Source organism: Stenotrophomonas capsici (assembly GCF_034961085.1).
Taxonomy (GTDB): domain Bacteria; phylum Pseudomonadota; class Gammaproteobacteria; order Xanthomonadales; family Xanthomonadaceae; genus Stenotrophomonas; species Stenotrophomonas capsici.
This window is the reverse complement of sequence record NZ_JAYFUH010000249.1, coordinates 313,960-338,169: the sequence shown is the minus strand read 5'-3', so window position 1 is coordinate 338,169 and position 24,210 is coordinate 313,960. Positions and strand designations below refer to the sequence as shown.

Below are 24,210 nucleotides of genomic sequence, written 5' to 3'. Positions count from 1 at the left end.
CGTGACCAGCCCCCTCCGCAACGACCGCTTCCTGCGCGCCCTGCGCCGCGAACCGGTGGATTGCACCCCCGTCTGGCTGATGCGCCAGGCCGGCCGCTACCTGCCGGAGTACCGCGCCACCCGCGCCCGCGCCGGCAGCTTCCTGGGCATGGCCAAGAACCCCGAAGTCGCCTGCGAAGTCACCCTGCAGCCGCTGGAGCGCTTCGACCTGGACGCGGCCATCCTGTTCTCGGACATCCTCACCGTGCCCGACGCGATGGGCCTGGGCCTGTACTTCGCCGATGGCGAAGGCCCCAAGTTCAAGGACCCGGTGCGTGACGCCGCCGCCATCGCCAGGCTGGCGGTGCCGGACATGGAGACCGAGCTGGGCTACGTGATGGACGCGGTGCGCCTGATCCGCCGCGAGCTGGACGGCAAGGTGCCGTTGATCGGCTTCTCCGGCAGCCCGTGGACGCTGGCCTGCTACATGATCGAGGGCGGCGGCAGCAAGGACTACGCGCGCATCAAGGCGATGGCGCTGAACGAGCCCAGGGCCCTGCACCAGTTGCTGGGCGTGGTGACCGACGCGGTCATCGCCTACCTGTCGGCGCAGCGCGCGGCCGGCGCGCAGGCACTGCAGGTGTTCGACACCTGGGGCGGCGTGCTCGGCCCGGCCATGTACCGTGAGTTCTCGCTGCGCTACCTCTCGCGCATCGCCGCCGAACTGCCGCGTGGCGAAGGCGCCGAGCGCACCCCGCTGATCCTGTTCGGCAAGGGCACCGGCCAGTACGTGGCCGAACTGGCCGCCACCGGCACCGACGGCGTCGGCGTGGACTGGACCATCAGCCTGGAGGACGCGGTGCGTGCGGCCGGCGGCAAGGTCGCGCTGCAGGGCAACCTGGACCCGGCCACCCTGTACGGCTCGTCCGAGGCGATCACCCGGGAAGTGGGCAAGGTGCTGGACAGCTACGCCGCCGGCAACGGCGGCTCGCGCGAGGGCCATGTGTTCAACCTCGGCCATGGCATGTCGCCGGACATGAACCCGGACCACGTCGCGGTGCTGGTGGACGCCGTGCACCGGTTGAGCCGCCGCTGATCCCGGCGGCCGGCCTGGCCGGCCCCGGACCGTTTCAAGGAGGAACGCCATGCCCCTGCCCCGCCCGATCCTGTGGTGCGCCCCGCTGTCGTGCGCATTGGCCGCCTGTACGGCCGATGTCACGCCGGCACCGGCACCGGCTGCCACGCCGGCCGCCGCCGGCGCAGCGGTGCTGGCCACCGACGCGGCCAGCAGCACATTGAAGATCCAGCCCGAGGATTTCCCGAGCCTGGCCTCGAACGAAGCGCTGGCCCAGCTGGCGATCTTCAGCACCGGGATGGGCGACTTCCCGCAACGCTGCGACCAGCTCCGGCTGGTCAAGCAGGACGAGCTGTCCCCACGCTGGTCGGCGGTGATCGCCAAGCTCTCGCTCACCTCGTGCACGCGCGAGGCCTACGACGACGGCAGCGGCTACCTGTCCTATGCGGCCAGCGCGACCTTCAAGCCGGGTGCGGTGACGCTGCTGGACCTGCCGGTGCTGCGCTACGACGAGGATGCCGGCGAGATGCATATCCTGCGGACCTACGTCATCGACGCCTCGCTGCAACAGCTGCTGCAGACCCTGCGCCCGCGGATCGAAAAGGACTGCGAGCCCACCCACAGGGTCAATCCCAGCGCGGTGCCGACATGCACCATGGAAGCGGATGACGGCACCTGGAGGCTGACCCTGGGCGAGCTCAACACCACCGCCACCCTGGCCGCCGACCCGGACAACCCGGCCCATTCGCTGTACAGCTACGGCGGCGGTGATTGAGGGCCAGGCGCGATCTGCGCGTGACCTGCACGCGCCAGGAGCGACAATGACGGCCTGCCCCTGCGAGCCGTCCTGATGTCCAACGCCGTTTCCAGCCCGCTGCCCACCGGCAACGCCCACAAGCCGCTGTTGTGGCTGGTGTCACTGGCCATCTTCATGCAGATGCTGGACTCGACCATCGTCAACACCGCATTGCCGGCGATGGCCCGCAGCCTTGGCGAAAGCCCGCTGCAGATGCAGTCGGTGGTGTTCAGCTACGCGCTGGCGGTGGCCACGTTCATCCCGGCCTCGGGCTGGATCGCCGACCGCTTCGGCACCCGCCGCACCTTCATGACGGCGATCATCCTGTTCACCCTGGGCTCGCTGGCCTGCGCGTTGTCACCCAGCCTGCAATGGCTGGTGGCCGCGCGCGTGCTGCAGGGCATCGGCGGGGCGATGCTGCTGCCGGTCGGGCGGCTGGCGGTGATGCGTACCGTACCGCGCGAACAATTCCTGTCGGCGATGAGCTTCATCGCCATCCCCGCGCTGATCGGCCCGCTACTGGGCCCGACGCTGGGCGGCTGGATGGTGGAAGTGGCGTCGTGGCACTGGATCTTCCTGATCAACCTGCCGATCGGCCTGATCGGGCTGGTCGCCGCGCTGCGGATCATGCCCGACCATTACGGACAGCAGAAGCACCGCTTCGACCTGGCCGGCTACCTGATGCTGGCCTTCGGCATGGTCGCCTTGTCGCTGGCGCTGGACGGCGTCTCCGGGCTGGGCTCGGCGCATGCACTGGTGATCCTGCTGGCGGTGATCGGCATCGCCGCACTGGCGGGCTACTGGCTGCATGCGGCCAACAGCCGTGATGCATTGTTCCCGTTGACGCTGTTCCATGTGACCAGCTTCCGCATCGGCATCCTCGGCAACCTGTTCTCACGGATCGGCAGCGGGGCGATGCCGCTGTTGATCCCGTTGCTGCTGCAGGTCGGCCTGGGCATGAGCCCGATGCGGGCGGGCATGATGATGATCCCGGTAGCGCTGGCCGGCATGGCTGCCAAGCGCGCGGCGGTGTCGCTGGTGCAGCGCTTCGGTTATCGCCGCATCCTGATGATCAACACCGTCTGCGTGGGCGTGGCGATGGCCGGCTTCGCGCTGATCGACGGGGGCCAGCCGGTGTGGGTGCAGCTGGTGCTGCTGACCGCCTTCGGCGCGGTGAACTCGATGCAGTTCACCGTGATGAACACCGTGACCCTGCGCGACCTGGACATGGAGCAGGCCAGCAGCGGCAACAGCCTGCTGTCGATGGTGATGATGCTGGCCACCGGCTTCGGCGCGGCCACCGCCGGCAGCCTGCTGGCCACCTTCGGCACGCACCTGGTGGGCCACGGCGCGACCGCCGCGCTGCACGCCACCTTCATCTGCGTCGGCGCGATCACGCTCAGCTCCACGCTGGTGTTCTGGCAGTTGCCGGAAAACCGCCCGCATCCCAAGGCGGTCGAGGAAGTCGCCGAGTAACCGCGCACGCCAGCGCGCCGCATGCAGTGGCACATCCCCGGGAGCAGCATGCGTGGCCCCGCGCACGATCCCGGTCCCGGCTTGCCGGAGCTCAGCCGCGCGGGGCCAGTCCCTGCGCACGGCGCTGGTGTGCGTCCAGCACCCCGGCGATGGCTTCCAGCAGCATCTGCGCGGTCACCGGCTTGCGCAGGAAGTCATCGAAACCGGACTTGCGTGCCTGCGGCTCGGCTTCGGCATCCGAACGCGCGGTCACCGCGATCAACGGCATCTCGTAGCCCATCGTGCGCAGCTGCAAGGCCAGCCCGAAGCCGTCGATGCCGGGCAGGTCCAGGTCCAGCAGGGCCACGTCGAAGCGCGCATTGGACACCTCGGCCAGCGCGGCCAGCCCGTGCGCGGCATGCACCACGCCGTGCCCATGCACTTCGAGCAGGCCACGGATCACCGCGGCGATGGTGGGGTCGTCCTCCACCAGCAGGACATGCAACGGCGGCAGTGACTTCCACGACGACACGCCGACGCCGTCGGCCGCCGTCTCCGGCACCACCTCCCACGCCAGTGGCAGGCGCACGCTGAAGCAGCTGCCGGTCCCGGGCGTGCTTTCCACCTCGATGGTGCCGCCCATGGCCACCGCCAGTTCGTGGCAGATCGCCAGGCCCAGGCCGCTGCCACCATAACGGGCCGCGGTACGCGCGCCGTCGGCCTGCTCGAAGCGGCGGAACAGGCGCTTGCGCTGCTCCGGATTGATGCCTGGCCCGGTATCGCAGACATCGAAGCAGATGCCGCTGCCACCCTCGCCCATCTCCACCCGCAGGCGCACCTGCCCATCGCTGGTGAACTTGATCGCATTGCCCAGCAGGTTCAGCAGGATCTGGCGCAGGCGCAGCACGTCACCGGTCACCCGCGTGCGCGCACTGGCCCCGCTGTGCAGCGAGAACGCCAGCCCACGCCGCTGCGCCAGCGGCTCCATCAGCCCGCGCACGTCGTCCAGCAGTTGCTGCAGGTCCAGCGGCTGGACCTGCAGTTCCAGCCGCCCGGCCTCGATGCGCGCCAGGTCCAGCGCGTCGTTGACCAGCCGCAGCAGGTGCTCGCCGGCACGGCGGATCGACTGGGTGTAGCCGCGTTGCCGGTCGTCCAGCTCCGAGGCCAGCAGCAGTTCGCTCATGCCCAGCACGCCTGTCATCGGCGTGCGCACCTCGTGGCCAAGCGTGGCCAGGAAGCGGGTCTTGGCCAGCGAGGCCTGTTCGGCCAGTTCCTGCTTGTGCTTGGCCAGTTGCCATTCGTGGCGCCGCGCCAACCGGCGCCGGTACAACCAGGCGCCCAGCAACAGCAGCGCGACGCCCAGCACGATCAGGCCGGCCAGGCCACCGGTGCTGCGCCACCATGGCGGCTGCACCTGGAAGGACAGCGTCTGCACCGTCGACCAGACGTTGTCCGAGGTCGCCGCCTGCACCTGCAGCCGATAGCTGCCTGGCGGCAAGCGCGGGAACACCCGGTCGCCCGATGCGCCCACTTCCACCCAGTCCGGGTCATAGCCTTCCAGCCGGAAGCGGTACAGGTTGATCGCCGAATCGGCGAAGGACAGCAGCCGCGCCGACACCCGCAGGTCGCGGTCGCCGGGCAGGATCTGCAGCGGGGTCTGGTGGGTCAGGTCCTGTTCCTGCTCGGCGCGACGCACGCTCACCCGCTCGATGACCAGCGGCGATTGGCGCGCCGACAGGCGCACGCGTTGCGGGTCGAACAACACCACGCCATCCGGCGTGCCGCCGGCGATCTGCCCACCGCGCGCCTGCACCAGCGTGCGGCGCCGGAACTCCTGGCTGGGCAGGCCATCGTGCACGCCATACATGCGCACCGAGCGGCTGGCCGGGTCGATGCGGATCAGGCCGCGTGCGCTGGTCGCCCACGCCACGCCCTGGGGGTCGACCACCAACCCGTGCGCGCCGAGCATCGGGTAGCCCTGCGCCGGGCCGACCGAATCGAGCAGGGTCATGCGCCGGCCATCCCACAGGTAACGGTCCATCCGCCCCAGGCCGGCGAGCCAGGCCACGCCGCTGTCGGTCAGGTTGAAGCTGGAAATGCGGTCGGTGGGGGCGCCGGGCACCTGCACGAACTGCTGCTGCGCCGTCTGCCAGGTCAACAGGCCGGCACCGGTGGCCAGCCACAGGTCGTCGCCGGGGCCACAGTACATGTCCTCCACGATCGCCGGCGGCAACCCGTGCGTGCCCGGCTGCATCTGCAGCAGCACGTGGCCGTCCCCGTCGCGTTGCTGGATGCCGCCGTCCTCGGAATACACCCAGATCCGCCCGCCCGCGCACTGCCGCACGATGTCCGCATCACCGGTCATCGCCGCATCCGACGCATCGCCGGCCTGCCAGCGGCGCACCTCGTGGCTGGCCGGGGTATAGCGGATCAGTTCGTCCAGGCTGCCGATCCAGACCCGGCCCTTGTTGTCTTCGGTCAACGACTGCGGCCAGTTCATGCCGCTGATCTTTTCCAGGTGCTGCTCGACCTCGCCGGTGGCCGGATCCAGGCGGTCCAGCGCGCCGCGCGTGCCCACCACCCAGATGCCGCCGGAAGCCGACGGTGCCAATGCCAGCGGGTTGGGGTTGCGCAGCGAGGCCGGGTCGTCCAGGTGCCGCGACAGCACCGAGAACTGGCGCCAACTCGGCGGCAGGTGCCAGAGTCCGGCATTGGTGCTGGCGAACCACAGGCCTCCTTCGCGGTCCTCGTAGGCGCTGGACCAGTTCGGCCGCACCATGCCGCGCTCCTGCATGCTGTACAGGCCCACGTTGTGTACGCGGCCGGCGCGGAAACGCCCCAGCCCGGCCAGCGTGTCGAGCCAGTAATCGCCGTCGCTGGAGTACTGCAGCATGTTGAGCACGTCGCCGGCCTGCATGCCCGGCCAGACCGAACGCTGGAACCGTCCGTCGGCGGTGCGCACCACCAGCCCGAGGTTGGTGGCGATCCAGAGCCGGCCCTCGCGGTCCACCTTCAGGCCATTGATGCGCTCGGACGGCAGTACCGACTCCCCCACCTGCTCGAAGTCATGCCCGGTCCAGCGCGCCAGCCCGCCCTTGGTGCCGACCCACAGGGTGCCGTCCGGTGTCACCGCCATGTAGGTCACCGCCGCCGCCGGCAGGCTGTTGGGGTCACCGTCGATCGGCATGAAGCGGGTGATGTGCCCGTCCGGATCGAGCCGGTGCAGGCCGCCGGTCGCGGTACCGAACCAGGTGCTGCCGTCGGCGGTGGTGACGATCGACCAGATCGTGTTGCTGCCGATCTCCGGGTGGGTGCGCCGGTTGTAGAAGGTGAAGCTGCGGCGGTCCGCCGACAGCATCACCAGCCCGGCATTCTGCGTGCCGATCCACAGGCGGTTGGCGGCGTCGACGTGCAGGCTCCAGACCTGGTTGTCCTGCAGGCCGTCCTCGGCCCGCCACACGCGGTAGCTGCGCCCGTCATAGCGCGCCAGGCCATCGCGGCTGGCCAGCCACAGGTAACCGGTGCGGTCCTCGGCGAAGGCATTGATGGTGCTCGACGGCAGCCCGTCGGCCACGGTGAGCTGGCGCGGCTGCGGCGTGGCCGGCACCTCGGCATTGGCCGGCGCCAGCAGGCACACGGACAGCGCCAGCAGCACGGCGCGTACGCACCCTTTCATTCCCGTCATTCCTCGTGCATCGGCAACCCGGCCAGGGCCGGTCCCCCACCACGTTGGGCGCGTGAGCGTAACAACACCTGCGTGATGGTGGTCGCCAGCAGCTGGCCGGTGACCGGCTTGCGCAGGAACCCTTCCATCCCCGCCGCCGCCGCCAACTGCTCGGCCTGGCCATCCGAACGCGCGGTGACCGCGATCAACGGGAACAGGTGCCCGGACGCGCGCAACTGCCGGGCCAGCGCCATGCCATCGAGCGCGGGCAGGTCCAGGTCGAACAGGCCGATGTCGAACGCCTGCTCGGCCACTTCGCCCAGCGCGGCGAGGCCGTGCGGCGCATGCACCACGGTATGCCCGCGCGCGCGCAACAGGCCGGCGATGACCTGGGCGACGGTCGGGTCGTCCTCCACCAGCAGGATCCGCAGCGGCTCGCTGCCGGCCGCAGCCTCCGCGTCGCCCTCCTGCGGGGCCTGCACGCCCTGCACCCAGTGCAGCGGCAGCTCCACCTGGAAGCTGGCCCCTTCGCCCAGGCGGCTGCTGACACGGATGTTGCCCCCCATCGCCGCCGCCAGCTCCTGGCAGATCGCCAGCCCCAGGCCACTGCCGCCATAACGCGAGGCGGTGCGCCAGCCATCGGCCTGCTCGAAGCGCTGGAACAGGCGCGCCTGCTGCTCGTCGTTGATGCCCGGCCCGGTGTCGCTGACGGTCAGGCGCAGGCCGGTGTTGTCCGGCAGCAATGCCACCTCCAGTCGCACCTTGCCCTGCTCGGTGAACTTGATGGCGTTGCTCAGCAGGTTCATCACGATCTGGCGCAGGCGCATGGCATCGCCGGTCACCTCGACCGTGCCGTCGAAGCCCGGCGCGTACTCGAACGCCAGGCCGCGCCGCTCGGCCATCGGCGCCATCAGCGCCACCACTTCCTCCAGCACCTTGCTGAAATTGAACGGCTGGTTGTCCAGCTCGAGCTTGCCCGACTCGACGCGGGCCAGGTCCAACGCGTCGTTGAGCAGCCGCAACAGGTGCGAACCGGCCTGCTGGATGGCACCGGCATAGCGCCGCTGGCGGGGATCCAGGTCGGTGTCCAGCAGCAGCTCGCTCATGCCCAGCACGCCGGTCATCGGCGTGCGCACCTCATGGCCCAGCGTGGCCAGGAAGCGGGTCTTGGCCAGGGAGGCCTGTTCGGCCAACTCCTGCTTGTGCAGGGCCAGTTGCCATGCACTACGCCGGCGCACGCGGCGACGGTAGGCCAGCAGCGCCGCGCTGACCAGCAGGGCCATCACCGCCACCCAGGCGGCGATCGCCGTACCGCTGAGCCACCAGGGCGAGGCCACTTCCACCGTCAATGCCTGCACCGGCGTCCAGCCGCTGTCGCCGGCCGCGCCCTGCACCTCCAGGCGATAGTGCCCGGGCGGCAGCCGCGACAGCACCCGCTCGCCTTCGGCACTGACCTCCACCCAGTTCTGGTCGTAGCCCTCCACGCGGAAGCGGAAGCGGTGGCTGGCCAGATCGGCGAAGGACATCAGCCGTGCCTGCACGCGCAGGTCACGGTCGCCGGCCCCCAGGTGGATCACCTCCCCGCTGAGCGCCTGTTCGCTGACCGCGTCATCGCGGCGCACATGCACCGAACCGATCACCAGCTTGGAGGCTGGCAGCGGCTGCGCCACCTGGTCCGGGTTGAATACCACCAGGCCACTGGCCTGCACCGCCAGCGCTGCGTCGCAACCGCCCATCGCCGGGGGGCGTGGCGAGAACTCCGCGTCCGGCAGGCCATCGGCACCGCCGAGCAAGCGCACGCGCCGCGCCCCCGGCTGCCACAGCAGCAGGCCGCGCGGGGTGGTGGCCCATAGCTGTCCGGAGCACCCCAGTACCAGCCCGCCCATCATCACCGCCGGCACGCCCTCCGCATTGCCCAGCCGCTGCTGCAGCACGAGGCGGTCGCCTTCGCGGCGGTAGTGCTCCAGCGCGCCGTCGCGCGCCAACCAGACCGTTCCGTCCGGGACGAAGGCGATGTCATACACGCCCCCCCGCGACACGCCCTGCAACGTGATGAAGCGGGTGCCGTCGAAGTACAGCACGCCGGCCGCGCCGGTCAGCCACACCGTGCCGTTGCGGTCGATCAGCAACTGCTCGACCAGCTTGTCGGGCAGGCCCGGCGACGCGCCGGCCGGATAGGTGGCCAACAGCTCACCGTTCGCGGCACGGTGCTGCAGGCCGTATCCGATGATCGACAACCACACGCTGCCGTCGGCGGCGCGGCGCATCAGGTCGGCGCGGAACTGCGGATCGCTGCCGACGCCCAGGTCCACGACCCGGCGCCCCTGGCCTTCGGGCCGGAACAGCACCAGGCTGCCGGCCCGCCCCGCCCAGACCTGTCCATCGGCGCCACGCAGCACCGACCAGATCCCGCCCACGCCCAACCGCGCCTCGTCGGCCAGCTGCTGCAGCTGCCCGCTGCCATCGAGCCGGTAGACCCCGTGCGCGCCACCGACCAGGAAGCCGTCGCCATCGGCCGCACCGCTGCGCATGTACAGGCTTTCCAGCGGTTTGCCGTCCAGCCGCGAGACAGTGGAAAAGCGCTTCCAGTCCGGTCGCAGGTAGGCCAGGCCCTGGGTCAGCAGGGCCGTCCAGACACCGCCTTCGTGATCCTGCAGCAGGTCCAGCACGCCACTGTGCTCGGTCAGGAAGTCGCTGCCGCGCCCGCCGGCCAGCAGCGTCAACTGCTTGCCATCACCGCGGTACAGGCCGTTGGAGGTTCCCATCCAGTACCCGCCGTCGCGGTCGTGCAGCAGCACCGCTGCCCGCGACTGCTGGGCCTGCGGCCACGGCGCGGGGAACACCAGTCCATTGTCCAGCACGCGGAACAGCCCGCTCTCGGTGCCGGCCCAGAACCCGCCGTCACGGTCGGCGCTCATGCGGATGATGGTCTTGCCGGCCAGCAGCGGCGCGACGATGCGGGTGAACTGCTCGCTACCCGGCGCGCGGCGGGCCAGGCCATCGGCGGTGCCGATCCACAACGCGCCGTCCTTGCCGAGCAGCAGCGAATAGATGGTGTCGTCGGGCAGGCTGTGCGGGTCACCGGGAACATGCCGGTACTGGGTCACGCGGCCATCGGCATGCAGCCGGCAGATGCCGGTGCCGGAGCTGCCCACCCACATCTCGCCCTCCACCGAGGCCAGTGCCCAGACCTGTTCGGTGCAGCGTTCCTCGACGGCCTGGAAACGCTGGAACGCCTTGCGCTGGGCATCGAGCATGATCAGCCCGGCGCCGTTGGCACCCAGCCAGACCCGATCCTGCGGGTCGATCAGCAGGGTCTCCAGCACGTTGCCGGGCAGCGAGTCCGGATCGTCGGGGTCCTGGCGCCAGACCCGCAGCTGGTGGCCGTCGTAGCGGGCCAGGCCATCATCGGTGGCCGCCCAGACGTATCCCTGGCGGTCCTGCGCCAGGGCCAGCACCATCCGCGATGGCAGGCCTTCGGCGACCCCCAGCCGGCGCATGTTCGGCGTCTCGGCCAGTACCGCGGCCATCGCCGGCGCGACGGCCAGCCACAGCAGCAGTGCCAGCCCGGTAATTCCCAGGAACCGCTTCATCACACGTCCGTTGCTCCTCGCCTGTCCATTTGCGCCCCTGCAACGGCCACTCCCCGCCGTCCCAGCCCCGCGCAAGGCTGCGACTTTAGCGTCCATGCGGAGGCGGAGCAAAAAAGTTCCCCTCCCGTCACCGCCGGAACCACAGACAGCTGTAACAAACCGTTGCAGCGTGTACGCACAAACCTCCGCCCAACTGTGCCTAGAATCATGCCCATTCCGAAACCGGGGAGCCGGGACCTTGTTGCGACCCATCCTGATGCTGGCACTGGGGCTGCTGCCGCTGGCGGCCGCTGCGGCACCCGAGCCGTACCGGCTGGACCCGGTGCATACGCGGGTGCTGTTCGCGATCGAGCACGCCGGGTTCTCGCAGGCGCTGGGCACGGTCTCGGGCAGCGAGGGCGTGCTGCACTTCGACCCGCAGGACTGGAGCAGCGCCCGGCTGGACGTCACCGTGCCACTCACCCGGGTCGACCTGGGGGATGCGAAATGGAACCAGGCCACGCTGGCGCGCAACCTGCTCGACGGCGAGCGCTTCCCGCGGGCGCGCTTCGTCTCCGACCGCGTGGAGGCCGTTGACGCCACCCATGCGCGCGTCCATGGCCAGCTCACCCTGCACGGCGTCACCCGCGCGGTGGTGCTGGAGGTCACCCTCAATGCGGTGAAGCGTCACCCGCTGCCGCCATTCCGCCGCACCGCCGGGTTCTCCGCCACCACCGCGCTGAGCCGCGCCGACTTCGGCATCGACGCATGGAAGTCGGTCATCGGCGACCGCGTGGAGCTGCGCATCGAGGCCGAAGCGGTGCGTGACGACAACGCCTCCGCGCCCGCGCCGGACACCGACACCCCTGCCGACGCGCAGGACACTTCCCTCCAGGACGCGGCCGATGCCGCGCTGAAACACGCCACACAGACGGAACCACGCCATGACCACTAAGAACACCGCCCAGCAATGGGGAAGCGTCAGCAAATCCCTGCACTGGCTGATCGCCCTGCTGATCCTGGCGCTGGGCATCGTTGGCCTGGTCATGGGCGAGTTTCCCAAGACCCCGAAGTACTTCTGGATCTACACGATGCACAAGTCGATCGGCATCACCGTGCTGGTGCTGGTCGCCGCACGCCTGGGCTGGCGCCTGTACGCCGGCGCACCCGAACCGGTGCCGGGCACGCCGGGCTGGCAGGAGCGTGTGGCCAGCCTCACCCACTGGCTGCTGTACGTGATGATGTTCGCCATCCCGCTGTCGGGCTGGCTGTACGACTCGGCCAGCGGCCTGCGCCCGTTCAAGCTGTTCGGGCTGGTCGAGATGCCCAAGCTGGTCGCGCCGAGCGAATCGGCCGCGCAGGTCTCGCACCTGATCCATGAATGGGGCTTCTGGGCCTTGATCCTGTTGGTGCTTGGCCATGCCGGCGCCGCCGTTTTCCATCACGTTCACCAGCGTGACGCCACCCTCACCCGCATGCTGCCGCAAGGCTGGCTCAGCACCCCGCAAAAGGAATCCGCATGAACATCAAACTCACCTCCCCGGCCGCCGTCGCCGCCGCCCTGGCCGGCATGCTGGCCGTCGCCCCGGCCATGGCCGCCGACTACGTGCAGGCACCGGGGACCGGCTCGATCCTGGTATTCGCCACCAAGTACGACGGCGAAGTCTTCACCGGCACCTTCCCGGGCTTCCAGACCCAGGTCAGCTTCGATCCGGCCAACCCGGCCGCCGGCAAGCTCGATGTCAGCATCCCGCTGGCCGGCGCCCGCAGCGGCAACACCGACCGCGACTCCACCCTGCAGGGGGCGGATTTCTTCAACGTGGCCCAGTTCGCCCAGGCCCGTTACACCGCCAACGGCTTCCGCGCCCTGGGCAACAACCAGTTCGCCGCCGATGGCACGCTGGAACTGCGGGGCGTCAGCAAGCCGGTCACGCTGACCTTCACCTGGGCGCCGGGCGCGCAGCCGGTGCTGACCGGCAAGGCCACCGTCAAGCGCCTGGACTTCGGCGTGGGCGGCGGCGACTGGACCGATACCAAGACCATCCCCAACGAAACGGCGATCAGCACCATCGTCAAGCTCAACGCCAGGTAAGCCACGCCCCTGCGTGGTGCCGGTGCAGCGGAGCGTGGCTCCGCGCTGCCGGCCATCGCGCCGCTGTTGTCCGTGCCGAGCCACGCCCGGCACGGGCCTCATCGGCCCGGCTGCGCGCTACTGCTTCAGCCAACGCTGCACGCTGGCCGCGTCGAACGGCCATTCCAGTTCGCGCCCGGCGCCATCGCGCAGCACCGGCACACGCGTCCCGTAGCGCGCCTCCAGCGGCGCGTCGTCATCGATGAACACGCTTTCGAACGCCGGTGCGCGTGCCTGCGCCAGCACCGCCAGCGCCTGGTCGCACAGATGACAATCATCGCGCTGGAACAACACCAATCCGCTCATGCCGCTGCCCTGTGGTTGGAATGCTGCGCTGCAGGCATGGCCCGCCGCCGCCAGCACGTAGAATAGCGGCCCTCTCCACGCAGTACGCAGAAGCACGCATGTCCGTCAGCACGTTCGACCTGTTCAAGATCGGCATCGGCCCGAGTTCGTCACACACCGTGGGCCCGATGCGCGCGGCCGAGCGTTTCGTGCACCGCTGGCTGCTCGACCCGGGCCGCCTGCAGGACACCGTGCGCATCCGCGCCGAGGTGTTCGGCTCGCTGGCGTTGACCGGCAAGGGGCACGGCACCGACAAGGCGGTACTGCTCGGCCTGGAAGGCCACCGTCCCAACCTGATCGACCCGGACATCATCCCGGCCGCGCTCGAGCGCATCCGCACCACCAAGCGCATCCACCTGATGGGCCAGCACGAAATCGCCTTCGACGAGAAGCGCGACCTGCCCATGAACAAGCGCCAGAAGCTGCCGTACCACACCAACGGCATGCGCTTCACCGCCTACGACGCCGACGACCAGATCATCGCCACCCGCGATTATTACTCCGTCGGCGGTGGCTTCGTGGTCAACGAGGACGATGCGGCCGATGACCGCATCGTCCCCGACCAGACGCCCATCCCCTACCCGTTCAAGAGCGGCGACGAGCTGCTGGCGCAGGCCGCGCGCAGCGGCCTGAGCATCGCGCAGATGATGTTCGAGAACGAGAAGTGCTGGCGCAGCGAGGACGAGATCCGCGCCGGCCTGCGCGAGATCTGGGACGCCATGCAGTCCTGCGTGACGCGCGGCATCCGCTCCGAGGGCACCCTGCCCGGCGGCCTGCACGTCAGCCGCCGCGCCCCCACGCTGTACCGCGAGCTGTCCGCGCGCCCGGAAGCAGCCATGCGCGACCCGCTGACCACGCTGGACTGGGTCAACCTGTACGCGCTGGCGGTCAACGAGGAAAACGCCGCCGGTGGCCGCGTGGTCACCGCGCCCACCAACGGCGCGGCCGGCATCATCCCCTCGGTGCTGCATTACTACGACCGCTTCTGCCCCGGCAGCACCGAGCAGGGCGTGTTCGACTTCCTGCTCACCGCCGCGGCGATCGGCATCCTCTACAAGGAGAACGCCTCCATCTCCGGCGCCGAGGTCGGTTGCCAGGGCGAAGTGGGCGTGGCCTGCTCGATGGCGGCCGGCGGGCTGATGGCCGCGCTGGGCGGCAACCCGGGCCAGATCGAGAATGCCGCCGAGATCGGCATGGAGCACAACCTCGGCCTGACTTGCGACCCGATCGGCGGGCTGGTGCAGATCCCCTGCATCGAGCGCAACGCGATGGGCGCGGTCAAGGCGATCAATGCCAGCCGCATGGCCATGCGTGGCGACGGCAAGCACAAGGTGTCGCTGGACAAGGTCATCAAGACCATGCGCGACACCGGCCGCGACATGCAGGACAAGTACAAGGAAACCAGCCGCGGCGGCCTGGCCGTCAACGTCATCGAGTGCTGACCGGCCACCGGTCCGGCACGCGCGGTACCCCGCGGCGTCATCGCCGCCTCCGGCGACCGGCCTGCCGCGGTCGCCGACCGGGTCGCTTACAAAAGCCCCGGTGACTGCAGTAGGCTGGCGCGACGGTCAACGATCACGCCCCCACTTGAACGACAGAACCACGCCCACGCCCGTCCTTCCGGAACCACCGCTGAAGGTCGCGGTCACGGAGGACGACGCGCTGCTGCGTGATCGCGTCCTGCTTCCCGGCCTGCGCGACCATGGGTTCAACGTCCAGGGGTATGGCGATGCCACGGAACTGTATCGGGGCCTGCTGGCCGAGGCATTCGATGTGGTCATCCTGGACATCGCCCTGCCGGGCGAGGACGGCCTGAGCATCGCCTCGCACCTGCGCCGCATCCAGCCCGGGCTGGGCATCGTCATGCTGACTGGCACCGGGAGCCGCGAGAACCACCTGCGCGCCCTGCGCGACGGGGCGGACATCTATCTGGCCAAGCCCGTGGACGTCGAGATCATCGCCGTCACCCTGCACAGCCTGTCGCGCCGCCTGCCGCGCACGGCAACCGGCACGGTGCCAACGGAAACGCCCGGCACGTGGCGGCTGCTCTCCGATGGCTGGTGCCTGGAAACGCCCGCCGGCAGGATCATCGCCCTGACCACCCCGGAGCGTTCACTGCTGGCCCTGCTGGCCCGTCATCGCGGCCAGACCGTGGAGCGGGAGCGGCTGATCGACGCATTGACCGATGACGCTTCGGACTTCGACCCGCATCGCCTGGAAGCCCTGGTGCACCGCGTCCGCCGCAAGGCCGCCGCCGCCGCGCCCGATGCCCCGCCATTGCCGTTGCTCTCGGTCCGCGGAAAGGGCTACGTGCTCGCCAGCTGAGCGGTCTCCCCATCCACGGCCAGCGGCAGCAGGATCCGCACCGTCGTGCCCTGCGCCGGCGGGCCAACGAGGTCGATCTTTCCGCCTGCCTCCAGCAGCATGTCGCGCACCACGGACAAGCCCAGGCCAGTCCCCATCCCGCTCGGCTTGGTGGTGAAGAAGGGTTCGAAGGCCTGCGTGCGCACGTCTTCCGGCATGCCCTTGCCGTCATCGGTCAGGTCCAGGCATACCCAGGCCCCGTCCAGCCTGCCTGCCTGGATGTGGAACGTGCCGGTATCGGTGATGGCATCCCTCGCGTTGGCGGCGATGTTGATGATCACCAGACCGAAGCGATCGATGTCCATCCGCACCGGCAACGCGCCATCGGCGCACTCCAGCTGCAGGCGGACCCGCGCCCCGAACAGCTGCTTCAGCATCGGCATCAGTTCGCGCAGTGACGCCGCCGCATCGAACACCTCCGGCCGTGCCACTTCCTGCCGGCTGAAGCTCAACAGCTTCCGGCTGATGGTCAACGCCCGCCTGGCGGCCAGGTCCACGTCGCCCAGCGCCTCATAGAGTGCCGGCGCCCCCCTGTCGGCCAACCGTTCCCGCTGCGCGGCATAACTCAGGATGATGCCCAGCACGTTGTTGAAGTCGTGGGCCACGCCACTGGCCAGGCGGCCCACCGCCTCCATCTTCTGCGCGTGGACGAGCTGGTCGCGCGTGCGTTCGCGCTCGCGGACTTCTTCCTGGAGCCGTTCGTAGGCCAGCGCCAGCGCCTGCCCGCGGGCGTTGGATTCCTCCAGGCTGTTGCGCAGTGCGGCCACGGTGCGGTCCAGCGCGATGGCGATGAGCAACCAGATACCGGCCAGCGACACGGCCTTGCCCAGACCCGTGACCGAGACCGCCCCGCCGCCGAGCGCCGCGCGCACGAGGTCGGCGACCAGGGTCGCCGCGATGACCCCCAGCAACGTGGCCAGCGTGATCCACAGTGTCCGGCGCCCCAGGATCAGGCCTGCCAACGCCAGCAGGATCATCGGCATGGGATCGAACCCCACGCCCGCCATGCCGGTGGTGATGTAGATGATCGCCATCGACAGCATCACCACGCCGAGGAACAGGTGCACGCCCTGGCGGAAACGACCCCGCCGGATCAACCACACGCCTGTCCATGCGGCGGAGGTCATCAACACGTCCGTGGCCAGGTCGGCTGCCAGCGCCGTTGCATCCGGCACGACCCGCGTCCAGCGACCGCTCAGCACGGCATACAGGAACAGCGACTTGTTGAGCGGGATGAACACCCCGAGGAACAGCAGGAGCACCTGCACGAAGGGGGCATTGCGACGATCAACCGGATCGTCGACAGGGATGTTCGACAACCAGCGCCGGACCCGACCGAGGAAAAAATCGTACTTGATGGGAGTCTCCTGGCATCCACCGGCCTGGCGCGGCGCCGGTCATCGCCGCGCGCTCCCCAGGCACCGAAACAGAACAGACACAAAGGCCATTCCTCACCGTTTATCACCCCCGCGGTGACAAACGATGCGTGTATTCAATGACCCGCTTTTGTAGCTTAAAGCCGCCCCAGTTCCCGCCAGGAGCGATATCCCCGAAACCCTGACACACCCGCGTCCGCGCATGATCCGGCGGTGGTATCCGGAGCGTCAAGCACAGCGTGCCCGACCACCGGTCTCACGCGATGTAGGCCACCCAACGCCGCCCCAGTGCACCGACGATTCTCTCGAGCAGGTCGATGTTCAACGGCTGCGAGATGTCCAGGCCGGCCCTGATGAAATCCACGGGCATGCACAGGGTCTGCGCCAGGGAATGACAGGAGGCACCGCTTCTCACCATTTCATTGAGGACCAGCACCTTCATCGACTCAGCTGCCGACAGGCGCGCGTCGATACCGTCCCGTGGCCGACTCCGTGGCAGCGGGATGAGCTTTCCGACCCGCATGTGCTCGCGTACGGCCGCCCTCAGCGCCGCGTTGAGCTTCTCCCTGGAGTACTCCGAACCCGGCAGGCAGACCTCGGGCCAGTCCGTCAGATGCAATTTGTAGCTGCTGACCGCACCGACGGACTTCACGGGATAGACAAGCATGGAATTGAGCACGCCAACCGTTTTCAGCACGTCAACCTGATCCCCGCAACGTCCTGACAGATCACTTCACCCCGGACGAAGCCCAGCAGGGCGCCGCAGGGGCCCGACACACCAACGCGAAGAACACACAGCCGTGACACACCCAAGCATCGAACAGATCCACGCCCTGATCGAGTCACTGGGCAACGCCTCGCTCAGCACCCAACAACGTGTCCAGGCCCTGCAGGAAATACGCCGCATGTCTGCCAGCCTCTACCTGAACCGTGCAACGCAGGACACAGGCGAGCAATGTCATCAGATCGATGCCCTGGCCCTGAAGGCGTGCGGCATTGCGTTGACGTCGCAGCAAGCATGACCCCGCCATCCCGTACCTGTTGGCAACGGAAGATAAGGGCTATTGACATGATGTTCACGCATGTTTTCTCACCCCGTCGGTGATAAACGATGAGGAAACACCCTCCCCGTCACGCATCGCCGCGTCGCGCGCCTTCGCCTCCCGCCGACACGCCACGTACAGGCCACGCCTCGTCGGATGAAACACGTTCCGCGATGACAGGCACCGCGCCCGCGCCGCCCAACCCGCGAATCCCGAGCTTCGGGGAACTGCAGGCATTGACGCATCCGCACCTTCCCCAGGACCTCTCGACGTTCGATCTGCACGAACGGGTCGCACAGCGTTCGGCCCAGATCAGCCAGACGGACCCGTTGAGCGCCGCGCTGCTGGCCGCCGCTGCCGTGCAGTTGCGGCGCCAGGCGCATAACGAGCGCAGCACCCCGGCGCTGCGGGTGAGGACGCTGCGTGAACTGCAACCGATCCTCACCGCGCTGCGGCAGGCCTGCATCCAGGAAGCGGCCTTGGCCGCACTTGGCCCGTCCGCGCCCGGCTGGCTGCGTGGCACCGATGCCAGGACCGGCGCAAGCCGCCTGGCAGCTTCCCGGGAGAGTCGCTCCGAACTCACCCGGCTGCTCGATGCCCTGCGCCAGGAGAACGCTCCACAGCGGGACGAACCCCGCAGCAACTGAGCTGCAAGCACCTCCTCCTGCGCCGCAGCGAGGCCACACGGCGACCACCGGCGTGCCGGAAGCGCCATCACCACCGCCCCACCATCAGGAACATGCAGATGAACGACCATTCCCTGAAGAACAAAGTCGCCGTGATCGCAGGCGGCGGCAAGAACCTCGGCGCGCTGATCGCCCACCAGTTCGTCGATGCCGGCGCGCGCGGCATCGCCCTCCACTACAACAGTGACGCCTCCCGCGCCGACGCCGAGAAGACCGCCGCCGAACTGAAGGCCAAGGGGGCCGATGCCACCCTGTTCCAGGGAAACCTGGCGGTGGTCGACAACAACGTGAAGCTGTTCGACCAGGCCAAGGCCCACTTCGGCCAGGTCGACATCGCCATCAACACCGCCGGCGTGGTCATCAAGAAGCCCATCGCCGACATCACCGAGGCCGACTACGACAAGAGCTTCGACGCCAATGCCAAGGCCGCGTTCTTCTTCATCCAGCAGGCCGGGCGTGTCCTCGCCGACGGCGGGAACATCGTGACGATCGTCAGCTCCCTGCTGGCCGCCTACACGCCGTTCTATGCGATCTACCCGGGCAGCAAGGCCGCCGTGGAGCACTACACGCGCGCCGCGTCCAAGGAGTTCGGCGAGCGTGGCATTTCGGTCAACGCCATCGGCCCGGGCCCGATGGATACGCCGTTCTTCTACGGGCAGGAACAGCCGGACGCGGTGGCCTACCACAAGTCCGCCGCGGCACTGAGCAAGTACAGCAGGACCGGGCTGACCGACATCCAGGACATCTCGCCGATCGTCAAGTTCCTGGTCACCGACGGCTGGTGGATCACCGGGCAGACCATCTTCGCCAATGGTGGCTATACCACCCGCTGATGCATGGCGGTGACGCGCGGAAAGCGCGTCACCCTTCCTGTTCCATGGACAGGACCTTCAGCTGCCAATCGCGTGGGGTAATCACGATGAGCAATCGTTTCCAGTCCTGCTTCGACGCGCAGAAGGCGCGGTTCGACACCGATGCCACCAAGTCCCTTGCATGGCGCCTGGAGCAACTGGACCGCATGGAACGGATGCTGCGAGAGCACCAGCAGGCGCTCTGCGCGGCGCTGCACCAGGATTTCGGCAAGCCACCGTTCGAGCAGCTGTTCGAGATCACTGTCCCGCTGGGCGTGATCCAGTATTACCGGGACAACCTGAAGGCCCTGATGGCACCGCAACCGGTGCCGATCCCGCCGGGACTGGAGGCCCGTGGCAACCGGGGCCTCGTGTTCAAGGAGCCGTACGGGGTGACCCTGGTCATCGGCCCCTTCAACGCGCCGATCCTGCTGTTGCTGGACCCCGCCATCGCCGCACTGGCCGCAGGCAACACCGTGGTCCTGAAGCCGGCCAACACCACCCCGGCGACCGCCGAACTGCTGAGCCGCTGCATCACCAACCACTTCAACCCCGAGGATGTCGCCATCGTCACCGGCGGCCGCGAGGAGATCGCGGCGCTGCTGGAACTGCCGTTCGACTTCATCTTCTTCACCGGCAGCTCGGCGGTCGGCAAGGTGGTGCTGCGCGCCGCCGCCGAGCACCTGACCCCGGTCGTGCTGGAACTGGGCGGGCAGAACCCGACCGTCGTCGATGCCAGCGCCAACCTGGACGTCGCGGTGGACCGGATCGCCTGGGGCCACAACGCCATCGCCGGCCAGTGGTGCGTGGCCCCGGGCTACGTCTGCGTGCACCGCTCGATCGCCGATGCGTTCATCACGCGCCTGAGACGGTCGTTGATCCATATGTACGGCGAAGACCCCCGCCACAGCCCGGATTTCGCGCGGATGATCAGCGAGCATGATGCCGAACGCGTGGCCTCGTACATCCTCCCGGACAAGGTCGTGCATGGCGGTCGCTTCGACGTCCCCGGCCGGTACGTCGAGCCGACGGTGCTGTATCCCTCCGCGTGGACCGACCCGGCCATGCAGCAGGAGGTATTCGGCCCGGTCCTGCCCGTCATCCCCTATGACGACCTGCGCGAAGTGGTCGGCCTCATCAAGCGCAGGCCCAGGCCGCTGGCGGCCTATATCTTCAGCAAGGACCCGGCGGCCATCGACTACTTCCTGGGGAGCGTGTCCTTCGGCGGCGGCTGCGTGAACCAGACCAACCTGCACTGCTGGATCGACAGCCTTCCCTTCGGCGGCGTCGGCTACTCGGGGATGGGCAAGTACTACGGCAAGGCCGGCTTCGACACGCTCAGCAACACCAAGGCCATGTTGATCGGCAACCCCGACGAGGTGCTGGACGTCTTCCCGCCCTACGCCGGCAAGGACATCGCCGGCAGCCTGGGGCTGTTCGCGTGGACGGAACCGCCCGCGCCCGGGGATGACGCCTCACCGATGCCGGATACGAACACCCACCCCAACGCGACGGACTGAACCATGCGCACAACCCTGCTGATCGTTGCTGGACTTCTCCTGGCCGCCCTGGCGTCGTGGCTGGGGGGCCCCTCACGACGCGTGATGGCGGCCGTGCTCTTCGCCGCGGCGTGGCTGGCCGTCGTCGGCTGGAACCTGCGCACGGGCCTGTCGCATGGCTACACGCTGCGCGAGGAGTTGCCGATCCAGGCCGCGATCTACCTGGTGCCACTGGCGCTGGCGGTGTGGCTGGCGTGGAAGCACGCGGCCAAGTGACCCTGAACCCCTCTCCACGGATGCCCCGGTGAACACCCGAATCCATTCCATGCTGCGCGTGCGCGACGGCCATGAGGCCAAGGTCGGTTACGCGGAACTGTTCTTCGACCTGGTCTATGTCTTTGCGGTCACCCAGGTATCGCACTTCCTGCTGGGCAACCTGACCCCGCTCGGCGCCGCCCAGGCGCTGCTGCTGTGGTTCGCGGTCTGGCTGGGTTGGCAGTACACCTGCTGGATCACCAACTGGTTCGACCCCGAGTCCCCGCGCATCCGCCGCATGCTGTTCGGGCTCATGTTCGTCTCGCTGGGGATGGCGGCGGCCCTGCCGGACGCCTTTGGCCAGCGCGGTCTCCTCTTCGCCGGCTGCTATGCGCTGATGCAGGTGGGGCGCGCCCTGTATATCCGCCTCAGCCTGGGCAACGCGCCGCTGGCCTCCAACTACACGCGCATCCTCGGTTGGGCCTGCATCAGCGCGGTGTTCTGGATCGCCGGCGGCCTGCAGCAAGGCACGCCACGGATGCTCCTGTGGGCGGTGGCCGTGGCCTGCGAGTACCTGTCCCCGATGTTCGGCTTCCCGCTGCCGGGCCTGGGCCGTTCGAACAGCGAGCGCGACTGGACGGTGGAAGGCGGGCACATCGTCGAGCGCTGTGCCTTGTTCATGATCGTCGCGCTGGGCGAGTCGGTCCTGGTCGCGGGCGCAACGCTGGGCCACGCCCACCACTGGGACATGCCGATGCTGCTCGCGTTCACGGCCGCGTTCGCCGGCAGCGTGGCGATGTGGCGTGTCTACTTCGGCGTCGCGGTGAAGGAAGCGACCGAGGTCATCGTCCACGCACCGGATCCGGGCCGATACGCCGCGTTGTTCCACTACCTGCACGTGCTCATCCTGGCGGGCGTCATCGTCACCGCGGTCGGCAATGACCTGGTCATCGCGCACCCCACCGCCCGCATGGACGGAACGTCCCTGCTGGTGCTGGTGGTGGGACCAGCGCTGTTCCTGCTCGGCAGCGGCCTGTACAAGCGGGTGATCCACGGGCACTACCCCGTCTCGCACCTGGTCGGCCTGGGACTTCTTGCGATCACCGCGATCGTCGGCTGGCGTTTCAACCTGCTTGTGGCCAATGCGTGGACCACCGCGGTCCTGTTCGTGGTGACCGGATGGGAGCAGCATTCCAGCGCCAATCGCGGCTGAGTCTGCGGGACGGTGCCCTCCGGCCGTGGTGTCCAATCCTGGTCTTGAAGTGCCCTGCCGGGCAGATCAGAATCCGGCCACCCCACGATCTGCCCAGGGAACAGGATGCACAGCGAACAGGACCCCGCCCGCCCGGCACCGATGCGCCCGGCACCCCGCAGGCGGCCCGAGCCCAGGAAGGGCGGATTGACCCTCACCCGGGTCATGCTGGGCGCCTGCGTGCTGGTGGTGCTGGCCTGGTACATCGGAAGGCGCGACGCACCCGACGCCGGCGCGACGGCGCAGGCCGATGCGACGCCCGGCCCCGCAGCCGCGTCTTCGCGCGGCGCGGCACGCTCGGAGGCGCACGTCGTGCAGGGTGAGAAGTCCACCACGCTGGCCACCCTGGACGAAGCGCGCATGACGGTGGGCGAACAGGGCCGCGTGCTGCGCATCACGGGCAGCGTCGGCCGCAACTTCGCCCAGGACCTGCAGGCGGCGCTGGACGCCAACCCTTCGCTGCAACGCATCGACATCACCAGTGGCGGCGGTTACGCCAAGCCTGGCCTGGAAGCGGCGCGGATGATCCGCCGCCGCAACCTGATCGTGCGGGTCAGCTCGCACTGCGCCAGCATGTGCGTTGCCCTCTGGGCCGCCGCTGCGCAGCGCCAGCTGGAGCCGGACGCGGTGATCGGCCTGCATGCCTGGGATGCACAGTGCGACGCACGCCCGTCGCCGGACCGCGAGCAGTGCCATTACCAGATGCAGTTCGCCACCGATCACGACGCCAGCTACGACTCCTGGCTGCGCGAGGCCGGCTTCAATGCTTACCTGCTGGGGCTGCAGGAACGCACCGCCTCGGAGAACATCGCCGTGGTCAACGCGCTCCAGCTCTGGGAGAACGGCGTGGACTTCAGCGCCGTCAGCCACGACGGCACGCCGATGACGCGTGCCGATGTCCAGCGCTATCTCAGGGACCGCTACAGCCGCCGTTGAGCCGGCGGCGGCGCAGTTTCATGCCGCCTTCCAGCGCCAGCAGGGCCACCGCGATCCAGATCGCGATGTAGGTCGGCCACTGGCCCTGCCCGACGCTCTCGCCGAGCAACAGTGCGGCCAGCATCAACAGCACCGGCTCGACGTAGGTCAGCAGCCCGAACAGGCTGAAGGACAGCATCTTCGCCGCCAGCACGTAGCACATCAGCGCCACCGCGCTGACCACGCCCAGCAACGGGATCAATGCATACAGTGCCGGGCGTTGCGCCAGCATCTGCAGCAGCGCCTGGCCGTCCCCGATCGCGGCCCACCCCGCCACCGGCAGCAACAGCACCAACTCCACCCAGAAGCCGCCCAGGTGGGCGATGTCCAGGTGCCGGCGCACCAGGAAGTACGCCGGGTAGCCCAGTGCCACCAGCAGCATCTCCCACGACAGGCCGTGGTTGCGCAGCAGCGCCCAACCCACGCCGAACGCGGCGCTGGCCACCGCCAGCCGCTGCAGCGGCGACAGGCGTTCGCCATAGACCACGCGCCCGACCAGCACCATCACCAGCGGCAGCAGGAAGTAGCCCATCGACACCTGCAACGCCCGCCCATGCAGCGGTGCCCACAGGAACAACCACAACTGCACCCCGACCATCGCCGCGCAGGCCGGCATCGCCAGCCAGAGCCGGCGGTCGGTGCGCAGGCGTTGCAAGGTGCCTGGTATCAACGTGCGCTCGCCGCTCACCCGCAGCATCAGCGCCACCAGCGGCACGGCGAACAGCACGCGCCAGCCGAAGATGTCCTGTCCCTGCAGCGGTGTCAGGTGCGGGCTGCCGTAATACATCACGCCGAACAGCAGCGACGCCACCAACGAAACCAGCACACCCTTGGACACGGAACCACCCGATCGACAGACAGGGCAACCCGCACCTGAGGGGGCGGCAGCCGC

General features: G+C 68.9%; 21 protein-coding genes. 15 read left to right on the top strand and 6 right to left on the bottom strand.

Going from position 1 to position 24,210, the window contains the following annotated elements:
* The first annotated feature begins 1 nt into the window (after position 1).
* The 3 genes from hemE (at position 2) to mdtD (ending at position 3,326) form a co-directional block, all read left to right on the top strand.
* Positions 2-1,075 carry a uroporphyrinogen decarboxylase gene (gene hemE / locus VA603_RS14690; RefSeq protein ID WP_323439292.1) on the top strand — a complete coding sequence of 358 codons (1,074 nt, stop codon included), beginning with the start codon at positions 2-4 and terminating at the stop codon, positions 1,073-1,075.
* A gap of 49 nt (positions 1,076-1,124) precedes the next feature.
* Complete coding sequence (locus tag VA603_RS14685) at positions 1,125-1,829, top strand: hypothetical protein (RefSeq protein ID WP_323439291.1); 705 nt, start codon at positions 1,125-1,127, stop codon at positions 1,827-1,829.
* Positions 1,830-1,904: 75 nt separating this feature from the next.
* Complete coding sequence (mdtD, locus tag VA603_RS14680) at positions 1,905-3,326, top strand: multidrug transporter subunit MdtD (RefSeq protein WP_132865252.1); 1,422 nt, start codon at positions 1,905-1,907, stop codon at positions 3,324-3,326.
* 91 nt (positions 3,327-3,417) lie between these two features.
* Here mdtD and VA603_RS14675 read toward each other — a convergent pair whose 3' ends face one another.
* Both VA603_RS14675 and VA603_RS14670 read right to left on the bottom strand, forming a co-directional pair.
* Positions 3,418-6,981: a ligand-binding sensor domain-containing protein gene (locus VA603_RS14675; protein WP_323439290.1), complete on the bottom strand. Its 3,564-nt coding sequence runs from the start codon at positions 6,979-6,981 to the stop codon at positions 3,418-3,420.
* Between the two features lie 5 nt (positions 6,982-6,986).
* The gene (locus tag VA603_RS14670; protein ID WP_323439289.1) at positions 6,987-10,562 is read right to left on the bottom strand and encodes a hybrid sensor histidine kinase/response regulator; all 3,576 of its coding nucleotides are present in this window, start codon (positions 10,560-10,562) and stop codon (positions 6,987-6,989) included.
* A gap of 256 nt (positions 10,563-10,818) precedes the next feature.
* Between VA603_RS14670 and VA603_RS14665 the strand changes: the two genes are divergently transcribed.
* From VA603_RS14665 to VA603_RS14655, 3 genes are read left to right on the top strand one after another with little or no spacing between them, the layout of a single operon-like run.
* Positions 10,819-11,496, top strand: coding sequence for a YceI family protein (locus tag VA603_RS14665; protein WP_132866198.1), 678 nt, complete (start codon positions 10,819-10,821; stop codon positions 11,494-11,496).
* Positions 11,486-12,064, top strand: a complete 579-nt coding sequence (locus VA603_RS14660; RefSeq protein ID WP_192287382.1) for a cytochrome b — start codon at positions 11,486-11,488, stop codon at positions 12,062-12,064. The genes VA603_RS14665 and VA603_RS14660 overlap by 11 nt, the downstream gene beginning before the upstream one ends.
* The gene (locus VA603_RS14655; RefSeq protein WP_313251698.1) at positions 12,061-12,633 is read left to right on the top strand and encodes a YceI family protein; all 573 of its coding nucleotides are present in this window, start codon (positions 12,061-12,063) and stop codon (positions 12,631-12,633) included. The genes VA603_RS14660 and VA603_RS14655 overlap by 4 nt, the downstream gene beginning before the upstream one ends.
* A 117-nt stretch (positions 12,634-12,750) precedes the next feature.
* On the opposite strand, the gene VA603_RS14650 is transcribed toward VA603_RS14655, so the two are convergent.
* A complete protein-coding gene (locus tag VA603_RS14650; protein WP_132865257.1) occupies positions 12,751-12,978 on the bottom strand; it encodes a glutaredoxin family protein in 228 nt (75 codons plus the stop codon).
* Positions 12,979-13,076: 98 nt separating this feature from the next.
* Between VA603_RS14650 and VA603_RS14645 the strand changes: the two genes are divergently transcribed.
* Together VA603_RS14645 and VA603_RS14640 are read left to right on the top strand one after the other, a co-directional pair.
* On the top strand, positions 13,077-14,459 hold the full coding sequence (locus VA603_RS14645; RefSeq protein ID WP_323439288.1) for an L-serine ammonia-lyase: 1,383 nt from the start codon (positions 13,077-13,079) through the stop codon (positions 14,457-14,459).
* A gap of 145 nt (positions 14,460-14,604) precedes the next feature.
* Positions 14,605-15,342: a response regulator transcription factor gene (locus VA603_RS14640; protein ID WP_323439287.1), complete on the top strand. Its 738-nt coding sequence runs from the start codon at positions 14,605-14,607 to the stop codon at positions 15,340-15,342.
* Here VA603_RS14640 and VA603_RS14635 read toward each other — a convergent pair.
* Positions 15,324-16,700 (bottom strand): sensor histidine kinase, encoded by a 1,377-nt coding sequence (locus tag VA603_RS14635; protein ID WP_323439286.1) that lies wholly within the window; start codon positions 16,698-16,700, stop codon positions 15,324-15,326. The two genes, VA603_RS14640 and VA603_RS14635, sit on opposite strands and share 19 nt — an antisense overlap.
* Positions 16,701-17,013: 313 nt before the next feature.
* Complete coding sequence (locus tag VA603_RS14630; protein ID WP_132865260.1) at positions 17,014-17,454, bottom strand: hypothetical protein; 441 nt, start codon at positions 17,452-17,454, stop codon at positions 17,014-17,016.
* Positions 17,455-17,557: 103 nt separating this feature from the next.
* Between VA603_RS14630 and VA603_RS14625 the strand changes: the two genes are divergently transcribed.
* The 7 genes from VA603_RS14625 to VA603_RS14595 all read left to right on the top strand — a co-directional run bounded on the left by VA603_RS14625 (position 17,558) and on the right by VA603_RS14595 (position 23,279).
* Positions 17,558-17,779 (top strand): hypothetical protein, encoded by a 222-nt coding sequence (locus tag VA603_RS14625; RefSeq protein WP_323439285.1) that lies wholly within the window; start codon positions 17,558-17,560, stop codon positions 17,777-17,779.
* 194 nt (positions 17,780-17,973) lie between these two features.
* A complete protein-coding gene (locus tag VA603_RS14620) occupies positions 17,974-18,447 on the top strand; it encodes a hypothetical protein (protein WP_323439284.1) in 474 nt (157 codons plus the stop codon).
* A gap of 98 nt (positions 18,448-18,545) precedes the next feature.
* Entirely contained in the window at positions 18,546-19,319 is a 774-nt protein-coding gene (locus VA603_RS14615) for an SDR family oxidoreductase (RefSeq protein ID WP_132865263.1), read from the top strand.
* A gap of 86 nt (positions 19,320-19,405) precedes the next feature.
* Complete coding sequence (locus tag VA603_RS14610) at positions 19,406-20,857, top strand: aldehyde dehydrogenase family protein (protein WP_323439283.1); 1,452 nt, start codon at positions 19,406-19,408, stop codon at positions 20,855-20,857.
* A gap of 3 nt (positions 20,858-20,860) precedes the next feature.
* Positions 20,861-21,112 carry a DUF4209 domain-containing protein gene (locus VA603_RS14605; protein WP_132865265.1) on the top strand — a complete coding sequence of 84 codons (252 nt, stop codon included), beginning with the start codon at positions 20,861-20,863 and terminating at the stop codon, positions 21,110-21,112.
* 28 nt (positions 21,113-21,140) lie between these two features.
* Positions 21,141-22,304 carry a low temperature requirement protein A gene (locus VA603_RS14600; protein WP_323439282.1) on the top strand — a complete coding sequence of 388 codons (1,164 nt, stop codon included), beginning with the start codon at positions 21,141-21,143 and terminating at the stop codon, positions 22,302-22,304.
* Positions 22,305-22,490: 186 nt separating this feature from the next.
* A complete protein-coding gene (locus tag VA603_RS14595) occupies positions 22,491-23,279 on the top strand; it encodes a hypothetical protein (protein WP_323439281.1) in 789 nt (262 codons plus the stop codon).
* On the opposite strand, the gene rarD is transcribed toward VA603_RS14595, so the two are convergent.
* Positions 23,254-24,156: an EamA family transporter RarD gene (gene rarD / locus VA603_RS14590; RefSeq protein ID WP_323439280.1), complete on the bottom strand. Its 903-nt coding sequence runs from the start codon at positions 24,154-24,156 to the stop codon at positions 23,254-23,256. The genes VA603_RS14595 and rarD overlap by 26 nt on opposite strands.
* Positions 24,157-24,210: the final 54 nt, after the last annotated feature.